General features: G+C 62.8%; 18 protein-coding genes and 1 riboswitch. Of the genes, 11 read left to right on the forward strand and 7 right to left on the reverse strand.

The window, feature by feature from the left end; genetic code table 11:
- Positions 1–2: 2 nt before the first annotated feature.
- Complete coding sequence (gene thiS, locus FIU86_RS05800; protein WP_152474198.1) at positions 3–200, reverse strand: sulfur carrier protein ThiS; 198 nt, start codon at positions 198–200, stop codon at positions 3–5.
- The gene (locus tag FIU86_RS05805) at positions 184–1,179 is read right to left on the reverse strand and encodes an FAD-dependent oxidoreductase (protein WP_152474199.1); all 996 of its coding nucleotides are present in this window, start codon (positions 1,177–1,179) and stop codon (positions 184–186) included. The genes thiS and FIU86_RS05805 overlap by 17 nt, the downstream gene beginning before the upstream one ends.
- A 96-nt stretch (positions 1,180–1,275) precedes the next feature.
- Positions 1,276–1,377: riboswitch (TPP riboswitch) on the reverse strand.
- Positions 1,378–1,705: 328 nt separating this feature from the next.
- Here FIU86_RS05805 and FIU86_RS05810 point away from each other — a divergent pair.
- From FIU86_RS05810 to FIU86_RS05830, 5 genes are all read left to right on the forward strand, one after another.
- Positions 1,706–2,662: a peptidoglycan-binding protein gene (locus FIU86_RS05810; protein WP_152474200.1), complete on the forward strand. Its 957-nt coding sequence runs from the start codon at positions 1,706–1,708 to the stop codon at positions 2,660–2,662.
- A 235-nt stretch (positions 2,663–2,897) separates the two neighbouring features.
- Positions 2,898–3,515 carry an exopolysaccharide biosynthesis protein gene (locus FIU86_RS05815; RefSeq protein WP_152474201.1) on the forward strand — a complete coding sequence of 206 codons (618 nt, stop codon included), beginning with the start codon at positions 2,898–2,900 and terminating at the stop codon, positions 3,513–3,515.
- A gap of 140 nt (positions 3,516–3,655) precedes the next feature.
- Positions 3,656–3,844, forward strand: a complete 189-nt coding sequence (locus FIU86_RS05820) for a hypothetical protein (protein ID WP_172977443.1) — start codon at positions 3,656–3,658, stop codon at positions 3,842–3,844.
- 53 nt (positions 3,845–3,897) lie between these two features.
- Complete coding sequence (locus tag FIU86_RS05825; RefSeq protein WP_152474203.1) at positions 3,898–4,290, forward strand: hypothetical protein; 393 nt, start codon at positions 3,898–3,900, stop codon at positions 4,288–4,290.
- A 301-nt stretch (positions 4,291–4,591) separates the two neighbouring features.
- Positions 4,592–5,692, forward strand: a complete 1,101-nt coding sequence (locus tag FIU86_RS05830; RefSeq protein ID WP_172977444.1) for a matrixin family metalloprotease — start codon at positions 4,592–4,594, stop codon at positions 5,690–5,692.
- Here FIU86_RS05830 and FIU86_RS05835 read toward each other — a convergent pair.
- Positions 5,637–6,988 (reverse strand): IS3 family transposase gene (locus FIU86_RS05835; RefSeq protein WP_152473331.1). Its coding sequence is split into 2 segments (ribosomal slippage): positions 5,637–6,652 and positions 6,652–6,988, totalling 1,353 coding nucleotides; the frame shifts between segments, so codons are not numbered across the junction. The genes FIU86_RS05830 and FIU86_RS05835 overlap by 56 nt on opposite strands.
- 94 nt (positions 6,989–7,082) lie before the next feature.
- Here FIU86_RS05835 and FIU86_RS05840 point away from each other — a divergent pair.
- Positions 7,083–7,514, forward strand: coding sequence for a hypothetical protein (locus FIU86_RS05840; RefSeq protein WP_152474205.1), 432 nt, complete (start codon positions 7,083–7,085; stop codon positions 7,512–7,514).
- Between the two features lie 216 nt (positions 7,515–7,730).
- On the opposite strand, the gene FIU86_RS05845 is transcribed toward FIU86_RS05840, so the two are convergent.
- The 4 genes from FIU86_RS05845 to FIU86_RS05860 all read right to left on the reverse strand — a co-directional run bounded on the left by FIU86_RS05845 (position 7,731) and on the right by FIU86_RS05860 (position 10,980).
- Positions 7,731–9,284 carry an NAD(P)/FAD-dependent oxidoreductase gene (locus tag FIU86_RS05845; RefSeq protein ID WP_152474206.1) on the reverse strand — a complete coding sequence of 518 codons (1,554 nt, stop codon included), beginning with the start codon at positions 9,282–9,284 and terminating at the stop codon, positions 7,731–7,733.
- A complete protein-coding gene (locus FIU86_RS05850; protein WP_152474207.1) occupies positions 9,265–9,666 on the reverse strand; it encodes a nuclear transport factor 2 family protein in 402 nt (133 codons plus the stop codon). Before FIU86_RS05850 ends, FIU86_RS05845 begins: the two co-directional genes overlap by 20 nt.
- Positions 9,663–10,586, reverse strand: coding sequence for an N-acyl homoserine lactonase family protein (locus FIU86_RS05855; protein ID WP_172977445.1), 924 nt, complete (start codon positions 10,584–10,586; stop codon positions 9,663–9,665). The genes FIU86_RS05850 and FIU86_RS05855 overlap by 4 nt, the downstream gene beginning before the upstream one ends.
- Before the next feature lie 106 nt (positions 10,587–10,692).
- Positions 10,693–10,980 carry a hypothetical protein gene (locus tag FIU86_RS05860; RefSeq protein ID WP_152474209.1) on the reverse strand — a complete coding sequence of 96 codons (288 nt, stop codon included), beginning with the start codon at positions 10,978–10,980 and terminating at the stop codon, positions 10,693–10,695.
- Positions 10,981–11,460: 480 nt separating this feature from the next.
- On the opposite strand from FIU86_RS05860, the gene FIU86_RS05865 reads away from it, so the two are divergent.
- From FIU86_RS05865 to FIU86_RS05885, 5 genes are all read left to right on the forward strand, one after another.
- Entirely contained in the window at positions 11,461–12,165 is a 705-nt protein-coding gene (locus tag FIU86_RS05865; protein ID WP_152474210.1) for an ABC transporter ATP-binding protein, read from the forward strand.
- Between the two features lie 7 nt (positions 12,166–12,172).
- Entirely contained in the window at positions 12,173–14,539 is a 2,367-nt protein-coding gene (locus FIU86_RS05870; protein ID WP_152474211.1) for an ABC transporter permease, read from the forward strand.
- Positions 14,540–14,547: 8 nt separating this feature from the next.
- Positions 14,548–15,753 (forward strand): efflux RND transporter periplasmic adaptor subunit, encoded by a 1,206-nt coding sequence (locus FIU86_RS05875; protein WP_254703952.1) that lies wholly within the window; start codon positions 14,548–14,550, stop codon positions 15,751–15,753.
- 109 nt (positions 15,754–15,862) lie between these two features.
- Positions 15,863–16,309 carry a thioredoxin domain-containing protein gene (locus FIU86_RS05880; RefSeq protein WP_172977446.1) on the forward strand — a complete coding sequence of 149 codons (447 nt, stop codon included), beginning with the start codon at positions 15,863–15,865 and terminating at the stop codon, positions 16,307–16,309.
- Between the two features lie 30 nt (positions 16,310–16,339).
- The gene (locus tag FIU86_RS05885; protein ID WP_152474213.1) at positions 16,340–17,257 is read left to right on the forward strand and encodes a DnaJ C-terminal domain-containing protein; all 918 of its coding nucleotides are present in this window, start codon (positions 16,340–16,342) and stop codon (positions 17,255–17,257) included.
- Positions 17,258–17,264 lie beyond the last annotated feature (7 nt).

Here is a 17,264-nt window from a genome sequence, read left to right on the forward strand (position 1 = left end):
GCTCAGCCGCCCTGCATGGGCGCCAGCACTTCGATGCTGTCGCCTTCGGCAAGCGTGTGGTCGGCGCGCAAAGGCGCGGGCACGAAGGTGCCGTTGACCGCCGTCGCCACCTTGGCGTCGCCGTAGCCATGGGCCGCAAGAAGGTCAGCCAGGGTGGCGACCTCGGCAGTCACGGGCGTGCCGTTAAGCTGCAATTTCATCGGAAACCTCCGGTGTCTTGTCGTGAAGGATCAGGTCCGCGACCATACGGGCCAGCGCGGGAGCCAGCAAAAAGCCGTGGCGGTAAAGCCCGTTGGCGCGGATCAGTGTGCCGTCGCGGCGGATGCGCGGCAGGTTGTCGGGAAAGGCGGGGCGGCTGTCGACGCCGATCTCGACCACTTCGGCCTCGCCGAAGGCCGGGTTCAGCGCATAAGCCGTGCTGAGCAGTTCCAGCATGGCGCGGGCGGTGACGTTGCGTCCGGCGCGGCCCTCGACCATCGTGGCGCCGAGCATGAACATCCCGTCGCCGCGCGGCACGACGTAGATCGGCACGCGAGGGTGCAGCACGCGGATTGGACGTGACAGGGTCACATCGGGGCAGGAGAGGATCAGCATCTCACCTTTCACGCCGCGCAGATCGGTCAGGGCGTCGCGCGCGGCAAAGCCGCGGCAGTCAACCGTCAATCCCTTGGCGGCAAGGGCGTCCGGGTCGGCCTCTTCCTGTCGGAAGGTGGCACCGTCGGCAATGAGGCTGTTGTGGAGTGTCGCCAGCGCGGCGCGAGGGGCGAGATGCGCCTCGCTCTCGAAAAAAAGACCGCGATCAAAACGCGTGCCGAGGTCTGGTTCCAGTTCGGGAATCTCGGGGCCGGTGACGGCGCGGTGGCCCGTTGTCAGCCGGGCAAAGCGCGCGAGATCGGCCTTGTCGCGGCCCGGTGAAACCACTAGCGAACCGCGCCGGATGACGCAGTCGGTATGGGCCTTCCACCAATCGGCGGCCTCAGCCCCGAGGCGCAGCACGGGTTCCTCGGCGCTCTCGCCTTCACAAAAGGGGGCGAGCATTCCCCCGGCCCACCACGAACAGGCATGCGGCCCGGGCGTTGCGTGGCGGTCGATCAGAGTCACTGCCACGCCACGATCCAGCAGGGTGCGGGCCACGCACAGACCGGCGACACCGGCGCCGATGACGGTCACGGATGTCATGCCGGCGGGCCTGCTGCGGGCGTGGTCAATCGCTGTGTCACTGGCGCGTCTCCATGTCTGGGGGCGTGCCAACGTAAGAATGAGCCTGTGCCTTGCTTGCACATTCTACCCGTTCCCTACGCCGGTATTGCCCGGATCAGGTTCGACGGGTCGGTGCGCGCACCTCTCAGCCCTTTGCGGGCCCCCCGACGGATGAATTTTGCGGTCCGGCATCCTTGGTGTGCGCGGGCGCCGCATCGGTTGCATAGATAGTTCAGCGATGCGCGTGCTGCAACGTCTGATGCGCAATCTGGCCAATCCGGTGCGCGCCCAATTGGCCCGCCGGCGCGGCAGCGGTTGGCATTGCGCCGCCGTCGACGGGGCCGTTTCACGGGCTCAACCTTGACGTTCGGGCCCTTGCACGCCTTATTCTGCGCATAGGATCATGGAGGGCGATGTTGTGACAGGCGCACGCGGTTTGTTCAATCTTCGGTTTCGAGCGGGTGTCCGGATTTGCGCGGCGCTGACGCTCGGGGCGGGTGGAGCAATGGGTCAGACGCAAGGGGCAGAGCCGCTTCCCGAGCCACTGCCGGAGCCGCCGGTCACCGCGACGCCTCTCGAGGACTCTGCACCGGCGCAGGGCGGCGCCGGCATCGACGTGACCGGGGCGGATGCGGACCGGGCCGATCCTGCCGCCAACGGCGCGGCGGATGACGAAGACCGTGCAACAACGGCGCAGGTGCCCGAGGCGGACGTGCTGCCCGAACCGGCGACGACGCGCAATGATCCGCTGCCACTGGACCAGCCCGGCACGGCGCGCCCTCTGCGGGACCAGATCGCCGCCTGTTACAACGGTGCGACAGGCTCCGACGGCGATGACGCGGTTACGATCAGCTTCGTTCTGGACAGTGCGGGCCTCTTGCGGGGTATCCCCCGGCACGTGGGCGACGAGGCGCAATCAGCGATTCACCGGCGGCTGTTTCTGGATGCCGTCGTGGCACTGGAAGACTGCGCGCCCTATACTGTCAGCGGAACCGAAACGACCTATGAGGCGACGTTCACGCCTGAAACGGTGGGCACGGTCAACATCGTCGAGTCCGCCCCGCTGGTGACGGAGCCGGAGGTTCTGGGCACGGCGCGGGTGGATCCGACGGCGCTTGCGACCGAAGAGATCGAGGCGGCGCTGGACCTGTCGCGCAGCGAGCGCCGCGAGATCCAGAACCGCCTGCGCCTGGTTGAGCACGATCCCGGCGGCGCAGACGGCGTCTTTGGACCGAATACCCGCACGGCGATTACGTCGTGGCAGGCGGAGCAGGGCTTCCCGGTCAGCGGATATCTCGACGATTTTCAACTGACCGCCCTTCGCGAGCAAAGCGAGACCGAGTACCAAGCGTTCCTGCAAACTCAGCCCAAGCCGAAGCCCAAACGCAAGGCCAAGCGCGTGCGGGTCTGCAAGCGCGGGGTGTTCGGCGTGCTTTACGATTGCCGTTTCGTCTGGCGCTAGGCATACTGGAACATCACTCATCCTAAGCTCCGGGGGCAGTACCTGGGCCAATGCCACCGTCCTGACGGGAAACAGCGGGCGGGGCAGTTTTTGCGGGAACTGAATTTGGGCATCGGCGTTATATCCGCGATACAAGAAAGCCAAAGATGCATCACAGACAATCTGCAAGATTTCCTGGCCCGGCTCCGCGCCTCGAATTTTGGGACGGATCCTTTACATTGGCCGGTGGTGGTGAGTGCTCGGAAGACTGCGCACCGTGACCCGCACCACCGAAGTATCGAGTGCCCATCCTCTGATGGACGTGATCGAAAGGATCCGGTCGGTGGCCGACAAGCCGGAGGTTTCCCTGGGTTCGATCCTGGAGGCCGCCGGGCAGGCCGGGGTTCTGCCCCTGATTTTCGTGCCAGCGCTGATCGCGGCGACGCCACTGTCGGGGATACCGGGTGTGTCGATGGTTTGCGGTATTCTGATAGCGCTGTTCTCGGTCGAATTGATCCTGGGGATGAAGGAGTTCTATCTGCCGGGCCGGCTGAAGCGAAAGACCATCGATGGCGACAAGCTTGACCACGCGATGGCACGGATCACGCCGGTGATGGAGTGGATCGAGCGCCATACCGGTCAACGCCTTTCTTTTCTATTTCACCGCCCGTTGATGTGGGTGCCGCAGGGGATCTGTCTGCTGAGCGGGATGGCCATGCCGTTTCTTGAGTTTATCCCGTTCTCGGGGTCGATTGCGGCCACGGGCGTTTGCCTTCTTGTGATGGCGATGCTGACCCGCGACGGCTTGGTTTTCCTGTTGGCGATGCTGCCCTACGCGGTGGGCGCGGGGCTTCTGGCCCGGTTCCTGCTGTGAGGTGGCCGGCGGTCCTATTGCCGTTTTTTGCGCTGGGCGACTGGTACGCTCCGCAATCGGTTCTGGATCCGGCGGGGCGCGACGCCGAGGTGCTGGTGACGCTTTTCTAGTTGATGCTTGGTGGGGCCCGGGTGTTGTGGGTGGCGCTGAACTTGCTGATCTATTTTGTGACGAAGATTGTGCCGCGCCCGCTGAATGCGCATGCGGCCGAAGCGCTGACCATTGGGGGCGGCGTGGTTGTGCCGGTAATCCTGCGGTCGATCCTGCTGGCCTATGCGCTGAGCGAGATGCCCTGGCAGCGCGACAATGGCGAGGGGGTGCGCGTGTAGGTCACTGGCCACCAGTTCTGGGCACGCGCGAAAGCGGGATCATGTAAGAGGTGATGAGCCAGCTTCCCAATGCATCGGTCGAGCGGCTGACCCGGAATTTTGGTGGCGCCGCGCCCGAGGGCACGGCGCCGGAGCGGTCGGAGCTGGCCGCGGAAGTCCGGGTTTTGGCTTTTGCCGAGGGCGGCGCGCAAAGCGTGCCGGCGTGTCGGGCCTGTTACGGGCCGCAGAGCGCGCCGATCAATCCGGCCTTTCCGTCGCGAGCCGGACAGCACGCGCCCTATGTTGCCCAACACCTGACGCTGTGGCGTGAAGGCAACCGCGGCAGGGGCCGGGCGGCGGAGTTGATGTTCAAGGCCTCGAAGGATCTGACGGATGAAGAGATTGCGGCGCTGGCGGCGCATTATTTGGGTCTGGAGCCCGCAAAGCTTGACGATACGGGGGAGTAGGCTGGCTCTGTCGGTCTCTGCGGTCTTGTTTGGGCAGGTCCATCAAAAACCGTGTATCGCACGAACGACAGCTTGAAACTACGGTCGCATTTCGGCGTCGACGCAAACACGCGCCGCCCCTTGACGTAGCCTGCACGCGGTTTCCGTAACCAGGCTCGTGGACCGCGCGTACAGCCGCGTTGTGTGGCACGTCCGAAACACGTTTTGCCAGAGCCTTCTATACAATTGCGCGAAGAGCATGGGCCTCTTAAGACGGTACATAGGCGCTTCTCGCGTATGCAAGCGGAGACGCTTCTCGCGTATGAAATATGAATTTCGGGGATTTTTCATGTGCCAGATTTGCGCCGAGTTCCGACCCTATGCAAGCAGCTGTGATTATGACGGCCTTGGCCTTGATGATGCAGGGCAGGCCGCACCGGCGGCAAATAACGTGCAGCCCTCTGCCGATCTGACCGATGGCTTTACCGACGCTGAGTTCGACGCTTACCTCGAGACGGTGTTACGAGCCAATGACTTCTCGTATTCAACGTGGCCGTTTACACCTTCGGCCGGCCCGGTCCAGCTGACATACAGCTTTGAAACCGGTCCCACCGCTGATTTCCCCTGGAGCAATGTGGGGGGCGGATTCTCGGCCTATACAGCTGCAGAGGAAGCCGCCGTTCGGCGTGCGCTGGAAGAGTTCGAACGGGTCATCAATGTCGAGTTTGTCGAGATCGCGCCCGGAGGTGATGCGGATATCGCATTCTTTCAGGCCGGCGATCTGAACACCGATGTCTCGGCGGTCTATGGCGGGCGCGGGCGCTGGCAGTATAGAGGCGATCAATGGGATGGCGCCGTGATATTCAATTCGGCGCGCGACTTGTCGCAAGACCGCGAATTCGACCTTATCCTGCACGAAATCGGGCATAGCCTGGGGCTGCGCCATCCGGGCAATTACGACATCGGCGGCAACAACCCGAGCGGTCCGTTTTTGCCTGAGGCGTTGGACAATGATCAGTACTCGATCATGTCCTATTCCAATAACGCGATAGGCAATCAGGAAAGCCGCGAACTGATGCTGTTCGATATTGCAGCCCTTCAAGAATGGTGGGGCGCAAATGCATCTTACGCAACGGGTGATGATGTCTACACCGCGCGCGGCGAGAACCGATTTCATGTGATCTGGGATGCCGGCGGCACCGACATGATCCGGCACTTGAACGGTCCTGCGCGTATCGATCTGAGGCAAGGGGCGTTTTCCACCTTTTCGGGCGTCACGGAGTTGGTGATCGGTGTCCGTCTTCAGAGTTTTTCGGACAAGTCGTTTGTTTTGGTAACGGAGGCTCTGGTTCGGTTTCTGTTTGAGTTTAGGCGACCGCGGCTTTGTGCTGCAACCGGCGCTTTCGGATTGTCTGTTTCTTGATCTCCTCTCTCATTTTCAGGATCGTCCGACCCCGACCGTGGTAGACGTCAGCCGGCGTCAGGTTATCCAGGCTCTCGTGGTATCGCCGAGTGTTGTAGTATCCGACGAAGTCGCCGATCTGGCGTTCAAGATCCCCCGGCAGATAGTAGTTCTCCAGCAGAACCCGGTTCTTCATGGTCTGGTGCCAGCGTTCGATCTTGCCCTGGGTCTGTGGGTGGTGCGGCGCTCCGCGGACGTGATCCATACCTTTGGTATCGAGGTAGTCGGCCAGGTCGGCCGCAACGTAGGACGAGCCGTTGTCGCTGAGCAGCCGGGGCTTGTGAACGACTGTCGCATGAGCACAGCCCGAGGCCTCCAGCGCCAGATCCAGCGTGTCCGTCACATCCACGGCCTTCATTGTCGTGCAGAGCTTCCACGCGATGATGTAGCGGCTGTAATCGTCGAGGATCGTGCTGAGATAGAACCAGCCCCAACCGATGACCTTGAGATAGGTGAAGTCGGTTTGCCAGAGTTCGTTGGGCCGAGTTGTCTTGTCCCGGAACTCATCGGCGGCACGGATCACCACATGGGCCGGAGCCGTGATCAGGTCCTGGGCCTTGAGAATGCGGTATGCCGAGGACTCAGATACAAAATACCGTTTCTCATCGGTGTATTTGACCGCCAATTCCCGTGGCGTCAGATCCTCATGATCCAGCGCGAACTCAACGAAGGCGTCGCGGATCTCGTCCGGGATGCGGTTCCACACCGCCCGAGGCCGCGGGGACGTGTCACGCAAAGCGTCAACGCCGCCATCGGCCCACCGCGCATACCACTGGTAATAGGTGCTGCTGGGAATGCCGAGCATGGTCAGGGTCCGCCTGACCGGCAAATGCGAGGCTTCGACTGTCCGAATGATCTCGAGCTTCTCCGAGGCTGGGTATCTCATGCGTCGTCCTCCCCATCCCCGAACGTGCTTTTTTTGAGCAGCCTGTTCTCCAGTGTCAGCTCCGCGACCACTTCTTTCAGCGCGGCTGCCTCAGAGCGCAGTTCCTTGACCTCGGGAGCTGTCGCCTGACGGGCTGTGTCACCCGCCAGCCGGTTCTTCCCAGCCTCAAGAAACTCCTTCGACCAGCTGTAATAAAGGCTCTCAGCGATCCCTTCACGACGGCACAGGGCCGCTATGCTTTCTTCGCCCCGCATCCCGGCAAGCACGATGCGGATCTTCTCCTCCGCCGAGTAGTGCTTGCGGGTCTTACGCTTGATACCCCTAACAAGCTTGTCAGCAGCATCCTTGGATGTTCCGGATCTCTTGTTCATCTTCGCTCCATTATGGCTTCGATGAACCAGAAATCCTCCGTTCCTCAAACACCTAAATCTGTCCGGTAGGTGCTGACGTTAGACAGGACAGATCATGCACCACCAACACGACGACACGCTTGAAGACCTGATTTTCGAAGCGCTTCAAAAAGCCCGGTCTTTTGTTGCAGCGCTCAATATCGCGGCCCTTTCGAGCAATTCCCAAGATGGCGCATTCATAAGCCGATGCGTCTCGCAAATCGAGACCGGACGCGTTCTCGACGACGATGTCGAAGGCGTTCTCGATGCCGTCCGCAAGATCCTCTGCAGGGAAATCGAAGAGGAAACTTTCGAAACCCGGCCGGTCTTCGACGGCTATCACGATCCGGAATTTGGCGATGTCGGTACTGTCCTGGAAATTCCGGTTCGGACAGTCCGTGGAGACGACCTGAGCGAGAGTCTCACGCGGCTCGATGCGCTTGTTTCTGCGCGGTACGCCGCACTCGATCGGTTATGCGCAGAGAGAGAAGTCCGAAAAAGGATATGAGAGCAAGACCTGCCGCGCGAAAGCGCGGCAGATTTTCTCTTCTGGCAACAGGCACCAATAGGAGCTGCCACTGTACGCTGTTTTTCCAAGCCTTACTCACGGCCCAGAGCTGCTGTTCAACCAAAAGCAAAATGCAGCTGCGCGGAATGTCTGGACCGGCCATTCGCTGCACGCGCGAAGCCGAGGTGATCATCGAAGTTCTCGCGCCTTCTCTTCCTACCCTCGGAAGTGCCGAAAGACTTTCGGATCGACAGTTGCGGCGGCGAGCAATCCGCCCCAAAGCGCGCCCGGGATTCCGGGGCTCAATACGTCCTGACCCGCAAGGTAGAGGCCCGGGATGGGGGTCTTGGCCCGCAGCCCATCACACATGACCCGTTCCGGCGTCACGTCGAGGCCATAAAAAGCGCCCTTGCGATGCCTCGTAAATGTAACGGTGGAGAGTGGCGTGGCGAGTTCGCGGTATACGACAAGCTTGGCGAGCTCTGGGAAATGGCGCTCGAACATCGTCATCAGGGTTTTCTCTGCGCAGCGCTTGAAAACAGCGTAATCGTCGCCACGCGCTCCCATCAGCGTATCTGCCCATTGATCAACGTTGGCCCAGTCGGCCCAGACCAGCAACTGACCCGTGTGTTGCCGCCTTGGGCCAGGGTCGTGGGTCGGGTCTTTTAGCGATCCGAATGACACGGTCATGTGGGGTGGATCGCCGTCTGGCGCGTCAGTCCAGACGACATCAGTTTCACCGGTTGGAAAGATCCAGTGGTTCGCTTTGGTCGCGCCGGCGGCCTCGATATCGCCTTCGAAGCCAAGGAACAGGGTAAAATGCGCGATGCTTGAGGGCAGCGCGCGGATTTCGGCCTTCCAGTCCTCATGGCCGCAATCCTTGGGCAAAAGCGCATCTATTGTTTCCCGAGCACCGATATCGGACAGCACCAATTTCGCCCGGATCTCTGAGCCGTCCTCGGCCCGGACACCGACGACAGCGCCGCCTTCGAACAGCAACTCTGTGACGCGGACGCCGGCGCGTGTTTCGCCGCCATGTTTGGCAATGGTCGGGATAATGTGACTGGCAAAGGCGGCGCTGCCGCCCATCGGATACCAGGACCCGCTTACGAGGTAGGAGGCGGCGATCAGCGCATGCATCGCGAAACTCGCCTTGCTGGGACGTCCGCCATAGTCACCCCATTGCGCCGACATCACAGCGGCAAGCTCAGGATCATCTGTGAGATCGTCGATGACCTCCTGGGTCGTCCGGGAGATCCATTTCGCGTTCGCGCGCCTGTGCCACCAGTGCAGCACGTCGCCCGCAATCTCGGGCATCGCGCGGGTCGACGTGGCTTTCATGACCGTCTTGCGGCCCTCTCGAAGTGCCTCGATCCAATCCTCGATGGCCTTGGTTTCGTTCGGGAAGCGATCCTTGAGGTCCCGTTCCTGCGCTTCGTAGGGACGCGAGAGCGTCAGCGGCTCGGACGATCCCATGTGAAGGACGTCATAGATCGCGCCCAGCGACGAGAACTCCATGGGCGTATCGCAAAGCCAATCGACAAGCATGCGCTCGCGATCGTCCGGGGACATGCAACTCAGGTAATGCAGGCCGACGTCCCACGTGAACCCGTCGCGGGAGAAGCTGTGCGTCTGCCCACCGATTGTTTGGTGCTGCTCAAGCAACAGCACTTTGTGCCCGACTTTCGACAAAGCGGCGGCCGCGGCCATCCCGCCCATGCCGGAGCCGATGACGATAGCATCCCAGGGATCACTCACAGTCTGTTGCATCACGAACCTCCGTTGGTTGACCGGGAACGATGTCCCAGACCTCTAAAACTCGATCCGCCACGATGCGCCAAACCACCACGACATCGACCGTCACACTGCGGCCTCCCAGGGTAAGCGTGTTGCGCGACTGGACGACGACCAGTTCCGGGCCGACCGGAGTGGCAGAGACCGGCTCGATCCGGAACGTCCCGCGGGATTTCTCGGCAAGGGCCGCGAAGAAGGCGCCGATGGCTTCGCGTCCGACATGGTCGCCCTGCAATTCCGGCAGATTGGGATTGAAGTAGTGCCAGACGGCGTCCTCCGCGAAGAGTGGCGCCGAGGCTGCCATGTCGCTCGGATCGAATTGCCGCAGCACGGCGATGGCTGGATGGTCTTCGGTCATGTTCGTTCCATTTCCACGTCCCACGCGGTTCCCGTCGCCCGCGCGACTTCCTTGGCGGCTGCGGCATCATGCGAGGCCACGATGGTCAGCCCCGGAAGACGCTCCTTGAGCGCGCGCACTTTTGCGTATGACGCCAGCAACGTCTTCCGGTCGCCCACGCCCGGAACCACGTCCTTTTCGATAAGCGCGGCGTCGTATGTCAGATCCCCGACCAGCAGCACCGGGTCCCATCCCTCCCGACGGATCAACATGGAAAGAGAGCCTTTCGTGTGCCCGGGCGTCGGCAGAAGGATCATCGACCCGTCGCCCACCACGTCGTAAACGCCATCGAAACCCTCAAAGAGCGGGTCCTCGGAGGGTGCGAACGCGATCTGCTGCCATTTCGCGGATGGGATTTCGATGTGCTCTCGCAGGATCCACTCCCGTTCCGGATGGGGTTCCGACAGGATCGACCACTCTCGCGCGCTGACCATCAGATCGGCTTGCGGGATCTGGGCGATCCCTCCGACGTGGTCGAAATGCAGGTGCGAAATGATCGCCAAACGAATATCTTCGGCATCGACACCCTGTGCTGCCAATACATGGTCGATCCGATCGGCGTCGGTCAGGTGAAATCGAAATATCCAAGGCAACAGGATGCGTCCGACCGCCTGGCGAATGTAGCCGGGGTCGGACAGGATCGCTGGATCGATGCCGGTGTCGAAGAGCACCCAGCCGTCCCGATGATCGATCAGGAACGCCTGAAGGGGCAAAGGCACCCAGCGACGCCCGAACAGCACCCACCAAAGACGCGGCAGTTTGCTGCCATAACGGTGCTCGATATGCTGCTCGGCGCTTCCGCATGTCAAAACCCGGATCGACGCGATCAGCGGTCCATCCGGGTTCTCGGCGCGCACGGCCGCTGGTTCCACGTCAGTCATGAGCGCAGTCCTCCCTGCGACAGGCAACACGTCACACTGCATTTCAGGGAAATGTCGCCTCGGACAGAAAGCTACCAGACGAGAAATCAGGTATCCTTGACGTGCCTCAAAGACATCTCGTTCGGTTTGAGACACGCATCACGTGCCAATCGAGGGGCACGACAGTTTGACCTTTGGCCGGCACGTAAGGAGCAAGGCCTCTCCACAGGTCCACCCCAAGAAGGATCAGGCCGCCACCAAATAGCAGCGCACCAATTTTGACCACGATCATCGGGAACATGCCGCTCAGACCAAGTTTAAAGAAAATCGCTCCGAGAATGGTGAGCCAAGCTGATGGTCTCGATACCGCCCGTGTTTTGAGAACCTCCCATCCAAAGAATGTAAACCCGGCCATGAACAAGATGCCCGCCAACGGGAATGCGAAGGCCACAGACGGCCCAAAGCGGCGCTTCTCCAGTATACTTAGCGATGCAGCGCAGCTTTCCCCTGCGGACGTTCATCTAAAGCGCAGGATCCTGAGAGGTGAGATGTTTGCTATGCTGGGCGAAGCGACCTATTGCGCCTACGGCATATTCAGGTGAAATGACGAGGTCTCTATCAGATGTGCCTGACCAAGACTGCTTTCTAAAACCGCCAGAGAGAGGTGAAAAATATTGCGGTATTGGCCGTCAGCTACCCAGGCTGACCTTTGCAAATAAAAACAAAATCCTTACGCGGGCTTAGCCGATCTCTGGATTTTCTTATAAACATTAGTCCTTCGTGCTTGGCCAAAGTTCAGCGATTGCCTTGATCAAGATCAATGCGTCTCCCTCGTATTCGTCTTCGGAATTAGGGACCGAGGGCGCACTCGGTCAGTAGCGCGGCGAGGGCAGTGATGGAAAGGGTTTTTCGGACTGAAGCCCTTACAAAGGTCTACGACACCGGCACGCTCCGGGTGCGGGCGCTCGATGCTGTGGACCTGCAGCTCTACCGCGGTGAACTCGCCGTTCTACTGGGCCCGTCGGGCAGTGGCAAATCAACGCTTCTCAACATCCTGGGCGGGCTGGACCACGCCACCGATGGCCGCGTCTGGTTCCGCGATACCGAGCTCACGGGCATGAATGAAAAGCAACTCACGCTCTACCGGCGCGCACATGTCGGATTCGTCTTCCAGTTCTACAACCTCGTCGCCAGCCTCACCGCCTGCGAGAATGTCCAGCTTGTCACAGACGTCGCCCGCACGCCCATGCGCGCCGAAGAGGCGCTGGAGCGCGTCGGGCTCTCGCACCGCCTGCATCACTTCCCGGCCGAGATGTCGGGCGGCGAACAGCAGCGGGTCGCGATCGCCCGCGCCATCGCGAAGCGCCCCGAGGTGCTGCTCTGCGACGAACCCACCGGCGCACTGGACAGCCAGACCGGGGTGCAGGTGCTCGAGGCCCTGCGCGAGGTGAACGAGGATCTTGGCACCTCCACGGTTGTCATCACCCACAACGTGGGGATACGGAAAATGGCACACCGGGTGATCTGGTTCCTTGATGGCCGCATCGACCGCGTCGAAGAAAACGCCACCCGAGTCGCGCCGGCAGAGATCTCGTGGTGAGGCCGGCATGAACGCACTCGACCGCAAGCTTTTGCGCGATTTCGTCCGGCTCTGGGAACAGGCGCTGGCGATTGCGCTGGTCCTGGCCTGTGGCGTTGCCATCCTCCTGGCAACCTTCGGCACCTACGGCGCACTGGACGAGACCCGCCGGGCCTATTACGAGCGCAACCGCTTTGCCGATATCTTCGCGCATGCGGTGCGTGCGCCCCGGGCCCTGATGCAGGACATCCGGGCCATAGACGGCGTTCGTTCCGCCGAGGCACGCGTGTCCAATCATGTCATACTCGACGTGCCGGGACGGCAGGAAACCGTGTCGGCCTATCTTTTGTCGTTGCCCCCCGACGGCACTCAGGCGCAGCTCAACATGCCGATCCTGCGCACGGGCCGTTTGCCCCGCCCCGAAAGGACGGACGAGGCCGCCGTCAACGCGCCTTTCGCGGCAGCCAACGGGCTGAAACCCGGCGACAGGTTTCATGCCAATCTGAACGGCCAGAAACGAGAAATCACCGTCACCGGCACACTGCTGTCACCCGAATTCATCTACACCATCGGCCCGGGCGCCCTGATGCCCGACAACGAGACTTTCGCGATCCTCTGGATGCCCGAGCGCACCGTCGCGGCGGCATTCGACATGGACGGCGCCTTCAACGACGTCACTCTCAAGCTTGGTCCCGGCACGCCGGAGGCCCCTGTGATCGACCGGCTGGACGACCTGCTGGAGCCCTACGGCGGCCTGGGCGCCTACGGACGGGACCGGCACCTCTCCAACAGCTTCATCGACAGCGAGCTTCAGCAACAGCGCGTCGCCGCGATGATCCTGCCCCCGATCTTCTACGCCATTTCGGCCTTTCTCGTTGGTGCCGTCATCAGTCGGATCATCGCGCTGGAACGCAGCGAGATCGGTCTTCTCAAAGCCATTGGCTACTCGAACTTGCGCATCTGCCTGCATTACCTCATGCTGGCGGGGCTCATCGCCCTTGGCGGCACGCTGATCGGCTGGGGCGCGGGCACGTGGCTGGCGCGCGGCCTCGCGCGGCTCTATGCCGGGTTCTTCGACTTCCCCTTCCTGATCTACCACGTCAGTCTGGACGCTTATGCGCTGTCGGGCCTGCTCGCGATTGCCAGCGCGGCGCTCGGCGCCGCCCGCAGCGCCCTGCGCGCGGCGCGCCTGCCGCCGGCCGTCGCCATGGCGCCGCCCGCCCCGCCGCGCTTCAAGCAGGGGCTGACGGACCGGGCGCTGGCCGGACTGCGCTTGTCGCAACCCACGATGATGATCGCTCGCAGCCTGCTGCGCTGGCCTCTGCGCTCTGGCATCACGCTCTTGGGCATGTCCTGCGCCGTGGCCGTGCTGGTGGCTTCCGGTTTCTTTTCCGCCGCGCTCGACGCGTTGATGGACACCACGTTCGACCGCGCCAACCGTCAGAACGCCATGCTACTGTTCGACCCGGACGTGCCCGAAACCGCGCTGACCGCCGTCGCGCGACTTCCAGGCGTGCTGCGCGCGGAGGGGCAGCACTACCAGTCGGTCGTCCTGCGCCACGGGCATCTCGAAAAGGAGACCGCAATCGAATCGCGCCGCCCGGGAACCGATCTTGCCCGCATCATCGCCAAGGATGGCGGTGTGATCGAACCTCCGAGCCAGGGCCTCCTGCTGTCAGAGCGTTTGGCCCGGCAGTTGGAGGCCGCGCCCGGAGACGTGCTCGAGGCGGAATTCCTCGGCGGACGCAACGAGACCCACCAGATCCGCATCGCCGGGATCGTCACGCAATATATCGGCCTCAATGCCTACATGGATCTGGGCGCGCTAAACACGCTTTTGCGGCAAGCGCCTCGTATCACCGCCGCCAACCTGCAGCTGGATACGGCCGCACTGCCGGACCTGCACAAGGTCCTCAAGGCAACGCCGGAACTCTCCGCACTGGTCCTGCTTGACAAGGCGAAACGCGGCTTCGAGGAGACGATCCGCGAAAACCTGATGATCATGACCACGATCTACATGACCGTCGCCGTGCTTATCACCGCAGGCGTCAGCTACAACTCGGCCCGCATCCAGCTTTCGGAACGGGCCCGCGAACTTGCCAGCCTGCGCATTCTCGGCTTCAGCCGGGGCGAGGTCGCCTATATCCTGATCGGGGAAACCATGCTCATCGCGACGCTGGCGCAGCCATTGGGCTGGCTCTTCGGGGCGGGGATTGCCGGTGCGCTGGCAAGGGGCTCCTCGAGCGACCTCTACGAAATTCCGCTGGTGCTGGAGACAGCAGGTTTCGCGCAGGCCAGCCTCGTGGTGCTCGCCGCCGCGCTGGCGGCCGCGCTCGTCGTGCGCCGCCGCCTGGACACTCTCGACCTCGTGCAGGTCATGAAAACACGTGAATGAGGACAGCGATGAAACCCAGTACCGTGATCGCGATTTCGCTCGGCGCCCTGGCCATTGGCGCCCTCGCCGTGCTGGCCTTCCGGACGGACCCGGTGCCTGTAGACCTGGCGGAGGTGCAGCGCGGCCCGATGCAGGTGACCGTGGATGTCGAAGGCGAAACCCGCATCGCCGAGCTTTACGAAGTGGCCGCGCCGATCCGTGGCAACGCGCGCCGCGCGCCGGTGCGCGTGGGCGACCCGGTCATCGCCGGCGAAACCGTTGTCGCCATTCTCGACCCGGCCGCCTCCGATCCGCTCGACGCCCGCAGTCGCGTCCAGGCCGAGGCCGCCACGCGCGAGGCAGAGGCCGGTCTGCACATGGCCCAAAGCACGTTGCGACAGGCCGAGGAGGAACTGCAACTCGCGATCAGCGAACACAACCGCACGCGAGAGCTGGTGGATCGCGGTGTCGCCTCACTGACCCGGCTGGAATCGGCCGAGCAGACCCTTGCCGCGCGTCAGGCCGCCCGGCGCGCAGCCGAGTCGAACCTCGAACGCGCACAAAGCGCGCTCGACCGCGCCCGCGCCGCTCTCATCGACGCCACCGCCGACACCACCGGCGCCGAGACTTGCTGCATGAGCCTGACGGCACCCGTGGACGGTCAGGTGCTGGACATCGACACGATCAGCGCCCGGCCCGTCGCCGCCGGCACCCGCCTGCTCACCATCGGTCAGCCGCAGGACCTCGAAATCGTGGCCGACGTCCTGTCGACCGACGCCGTCCGGCTGAAGGTCGGCGACCGGGCAGAGGTTCTGCGCTGGGGCGGAGACAAGACGCTCGAAGCCACGATTTCCCGGATCGAGCCCTCCGCCTACACCAAGGTCTCCGCCCTCGGGATCGAGGAACAGCGCGTCGACGTGGTGTTCGATCTCGTGACCCCTGCAGAGGACCGACAGACGCTTGGCCACGGCTTTTCCGTCTACCTGCGCGTGGTGGAATGGGAGGGTCGCGATATCCTGCAAGTCCCGCTCAGCGCGCTCTTCCGACGCGGCTCGGACTGGGCGGTGTTCGTGGCCGTGAATGACGCGGCTAGCCTGCGGATGATCGAAACCGGAAAGATGAACCCGGACCGAGCGCAGGTGCTTTCCGGGCTTGAGGCCGGCGACACCGTGATCCTGCACCCCAACGACAGCATCCGAGACGGCGTCTCGATCACCCCGCGTCAAGCCGAATGACGCCAAGCGCCCCAACCGTTCCCCGCAAAGGCGTACCGTCAATTGATGCGTATCAATAACAAGGCCCGACAAGCGGAATAGACTCGGCCAAAACGAAAGGAGTAGAGCCGTGGCCGTGAAACTGACCTGCCTCGCCTGTGGGCAGACCAACCGCGTTCCCGAAGATCGGCTTTCCGCCGGACCGAAATGCGGCACCTGCGGCGCAAGGCTGATCGACAAGGCACCGAAAGACATTTCTTTCGACGTGCTGCGCAAAGCCGCCCGCGTGGACGAACTGCCGCTGATCGTCGATTTCTGGGCGGCGTGGTGCGGCCCGTGCCGATCCATGGCGCCCGAATTCGCGAGCGACGCCGCCACGCTTTCCGGGCAGGCGCGTTTCGCCCAGCTGGACACCGAGGCCAACCCGCAAGCGAGCGGCACCTACGGCATACGCGGCATCCCCCTGCTGATCGCCTTTCGCGCCGGTGGCGAGGCTGGACGCCAGACCGGCGAAATGCCCGCCGGGAAGATAACGGACTGGGTCAAGCGCATCGCCGGGAAAAGCAGCGTTGGATGAACTGGACAAGCATGAGTGTGAAACCGCAAAATGAGTGACGACCCCTACAAGGTTCTTGGCGTCGCCAAAAAGGCATCGCAGGACGAGATCCAGAAGGCCTATCGCAAGCTGGCCAAGAAGCTGCACCCGGACCTGCACCCGGGCGATGCCGACAAGAAGGCCGAATTCCAGGCCGTGTCGGCGGCCTACGAGATTCTCGGCAACGCCGAGAAACGTCGCCGATTCGACGCCGGGGAAATCGACGCCAAGGGCCATGAGCGTCCCGAGCGCGACTTCTACCACCAATATGCCAGCCAACAGGGCGCGCGCCGCTACGATCCCGGGCCGGGGACAGGTGGCGCCGAGGACTTTTCCGACCTGTTCTCGGACCTTTTCGGCCAAAGGGCGCGTGGCGGCCAAGGCGGCTTTCGGCAGGAATTCCACGCCCGTGGCGCCGATGCGCACTATCACCTCGACGTGGATTTCCTCGACGCGGCCAAGGGCGCGCGGCGCCGGGTCACCATGCCCGACGGCAATCGGCTGGAGGTTACCATCCCTGCGGGTATCCGCGACGGGCAGACGCTGCGCCTGCGCGGCAAGGGCGGCCCCGGCTTCGGGGACGGACCGCCCGGGGACGCGCTGGTGACCGTCACCATCCTGCCCCATCCGCTCTTTGTCCGCGCGGGCGACAACGTGGAAATCGAACTGCCCATCACGTTCGACGAGGCCGTGCTGGGCGCGAAGGTCGATGTGCCCACGATCTCCGGCACCGTCTCGATGACCGTGCCCAAAGGCACGTCGTCCGGTGACAGGCTGCGGCTCAATGGACGCGGCCTGCCGATCGCAAACGGCGGCAAGGGCGACCAGATCGTGCGCCTCAGGATCGTGCTGCCCAAAAAGATCGACGCACGGATGGAAGACATCGCGAAAGATTGGCGCGCACACGTAAAGAGCAACCCGCGCGAATAACTGAGGA

It is taken from the genome of Roseovarius sp. THAF9, from assembly GCF_009363715.1.
Classification (GTDB): domain Bacteria; phylum Pseudomonadota; class Alphaproteobacteria; order Rhodobacterales; family Rhodobacteraceae; genus Roseovarius.

Coding starts and splice junctions, on each gene's coding strand:
- FIU86_RS05810 (WP_152474200.1), top strand. CDS start 1,706: ATGGGTCAGACGCAAGGGGCAGAGCCGCTTCCCGAGCCACTGCCGGAG.
- FIU86_RS05875 (WP_254703952.1), top strand. CDS start 14,548: ATGAAACCCAGTACCGTGATCGCGATTTCGCTCGGCGCCCTGGCCATT.
- FIU86_RS05825 (WP_152474203.1), top strand. CDS start 3,898: ATGAGCCAGCTTCCCAATGCATCGGTCGAGCGGCTGACCCGGAATTTT.
- FIU86_RS05840 (WP_152474205.1), top strand. CDS start 7,083: ATGCACCACCAACACGACGACACGCTTGAAGACCTGATTTTCGAAGCG.
- FIU86_RS05855 (WP_172977445.1), bottom strand. CDS start 10,586: ATGACTGACGTGGAACCAGCGGCCGTGCGCGCCGAGAACCCGGATGGA.
- FIU86_RS05805 (WP_152474199.1), bottom strand. CDS start 1,179: ATGACATCCGTGACCGTCATCGGCGCCGGTGTCGCCGGTCTGTGCGTG.
- FIU86_RS05885 (WP_152474213.1), top strand. CDS start 16,340: ATGAGTGACGACCCCTACAAGGTTCTTGGCGTCGCCAAAAAGGCATCG.
- FIU86_RS05845 (WP_152474206.1), bottom strand. CDS start 9,284: ATGCAACAGACTGTGAGTGATCCCTGGGATGCTATCGTCATCGGCTCC.
- FIU86_RS05865 (WP_152474210.1), top strand. CDS start 11,461: ATGGAAAGGGTTTTTCGGACTGAAGCCCTTACAAAGGTCTACGACACC.
- FIU86_RS05850 (WP_152474207.1), bottom strand. CDS start 9,666: ATGACCGAAGACCATCCAGCCATCGCCGTGCTGCGGCAATTCGATCCG.
- FIU86_RS05870 (WP_152474211.1), top strand. CDS start 12,173: ATGAACGCACTCGACCGCAAGCTTTTGCGCGATTTCGTCCGGCTCTGG.
- FIU86_RS05830 (WP_172977444.1), top strand. CDS start 4,592: ATGAAATATGAATTTCGGGGATTTTTCATGTGCCAGATTTGCGCCGAG.
- FIU86_RS05860 (WP_152474209.1), bottom strand. CDS start 10,980: ATGGCCGGGTTTACATTCTTTGGATGGGAGGTTCTCAAAACACGGGCG.
- thiS (WP_152474198.1), bottom strand. CDS start 200: ATGAAATTGCAGCTTAACGGCACGCCCGTGACTGCCGAGGTCGCCACC.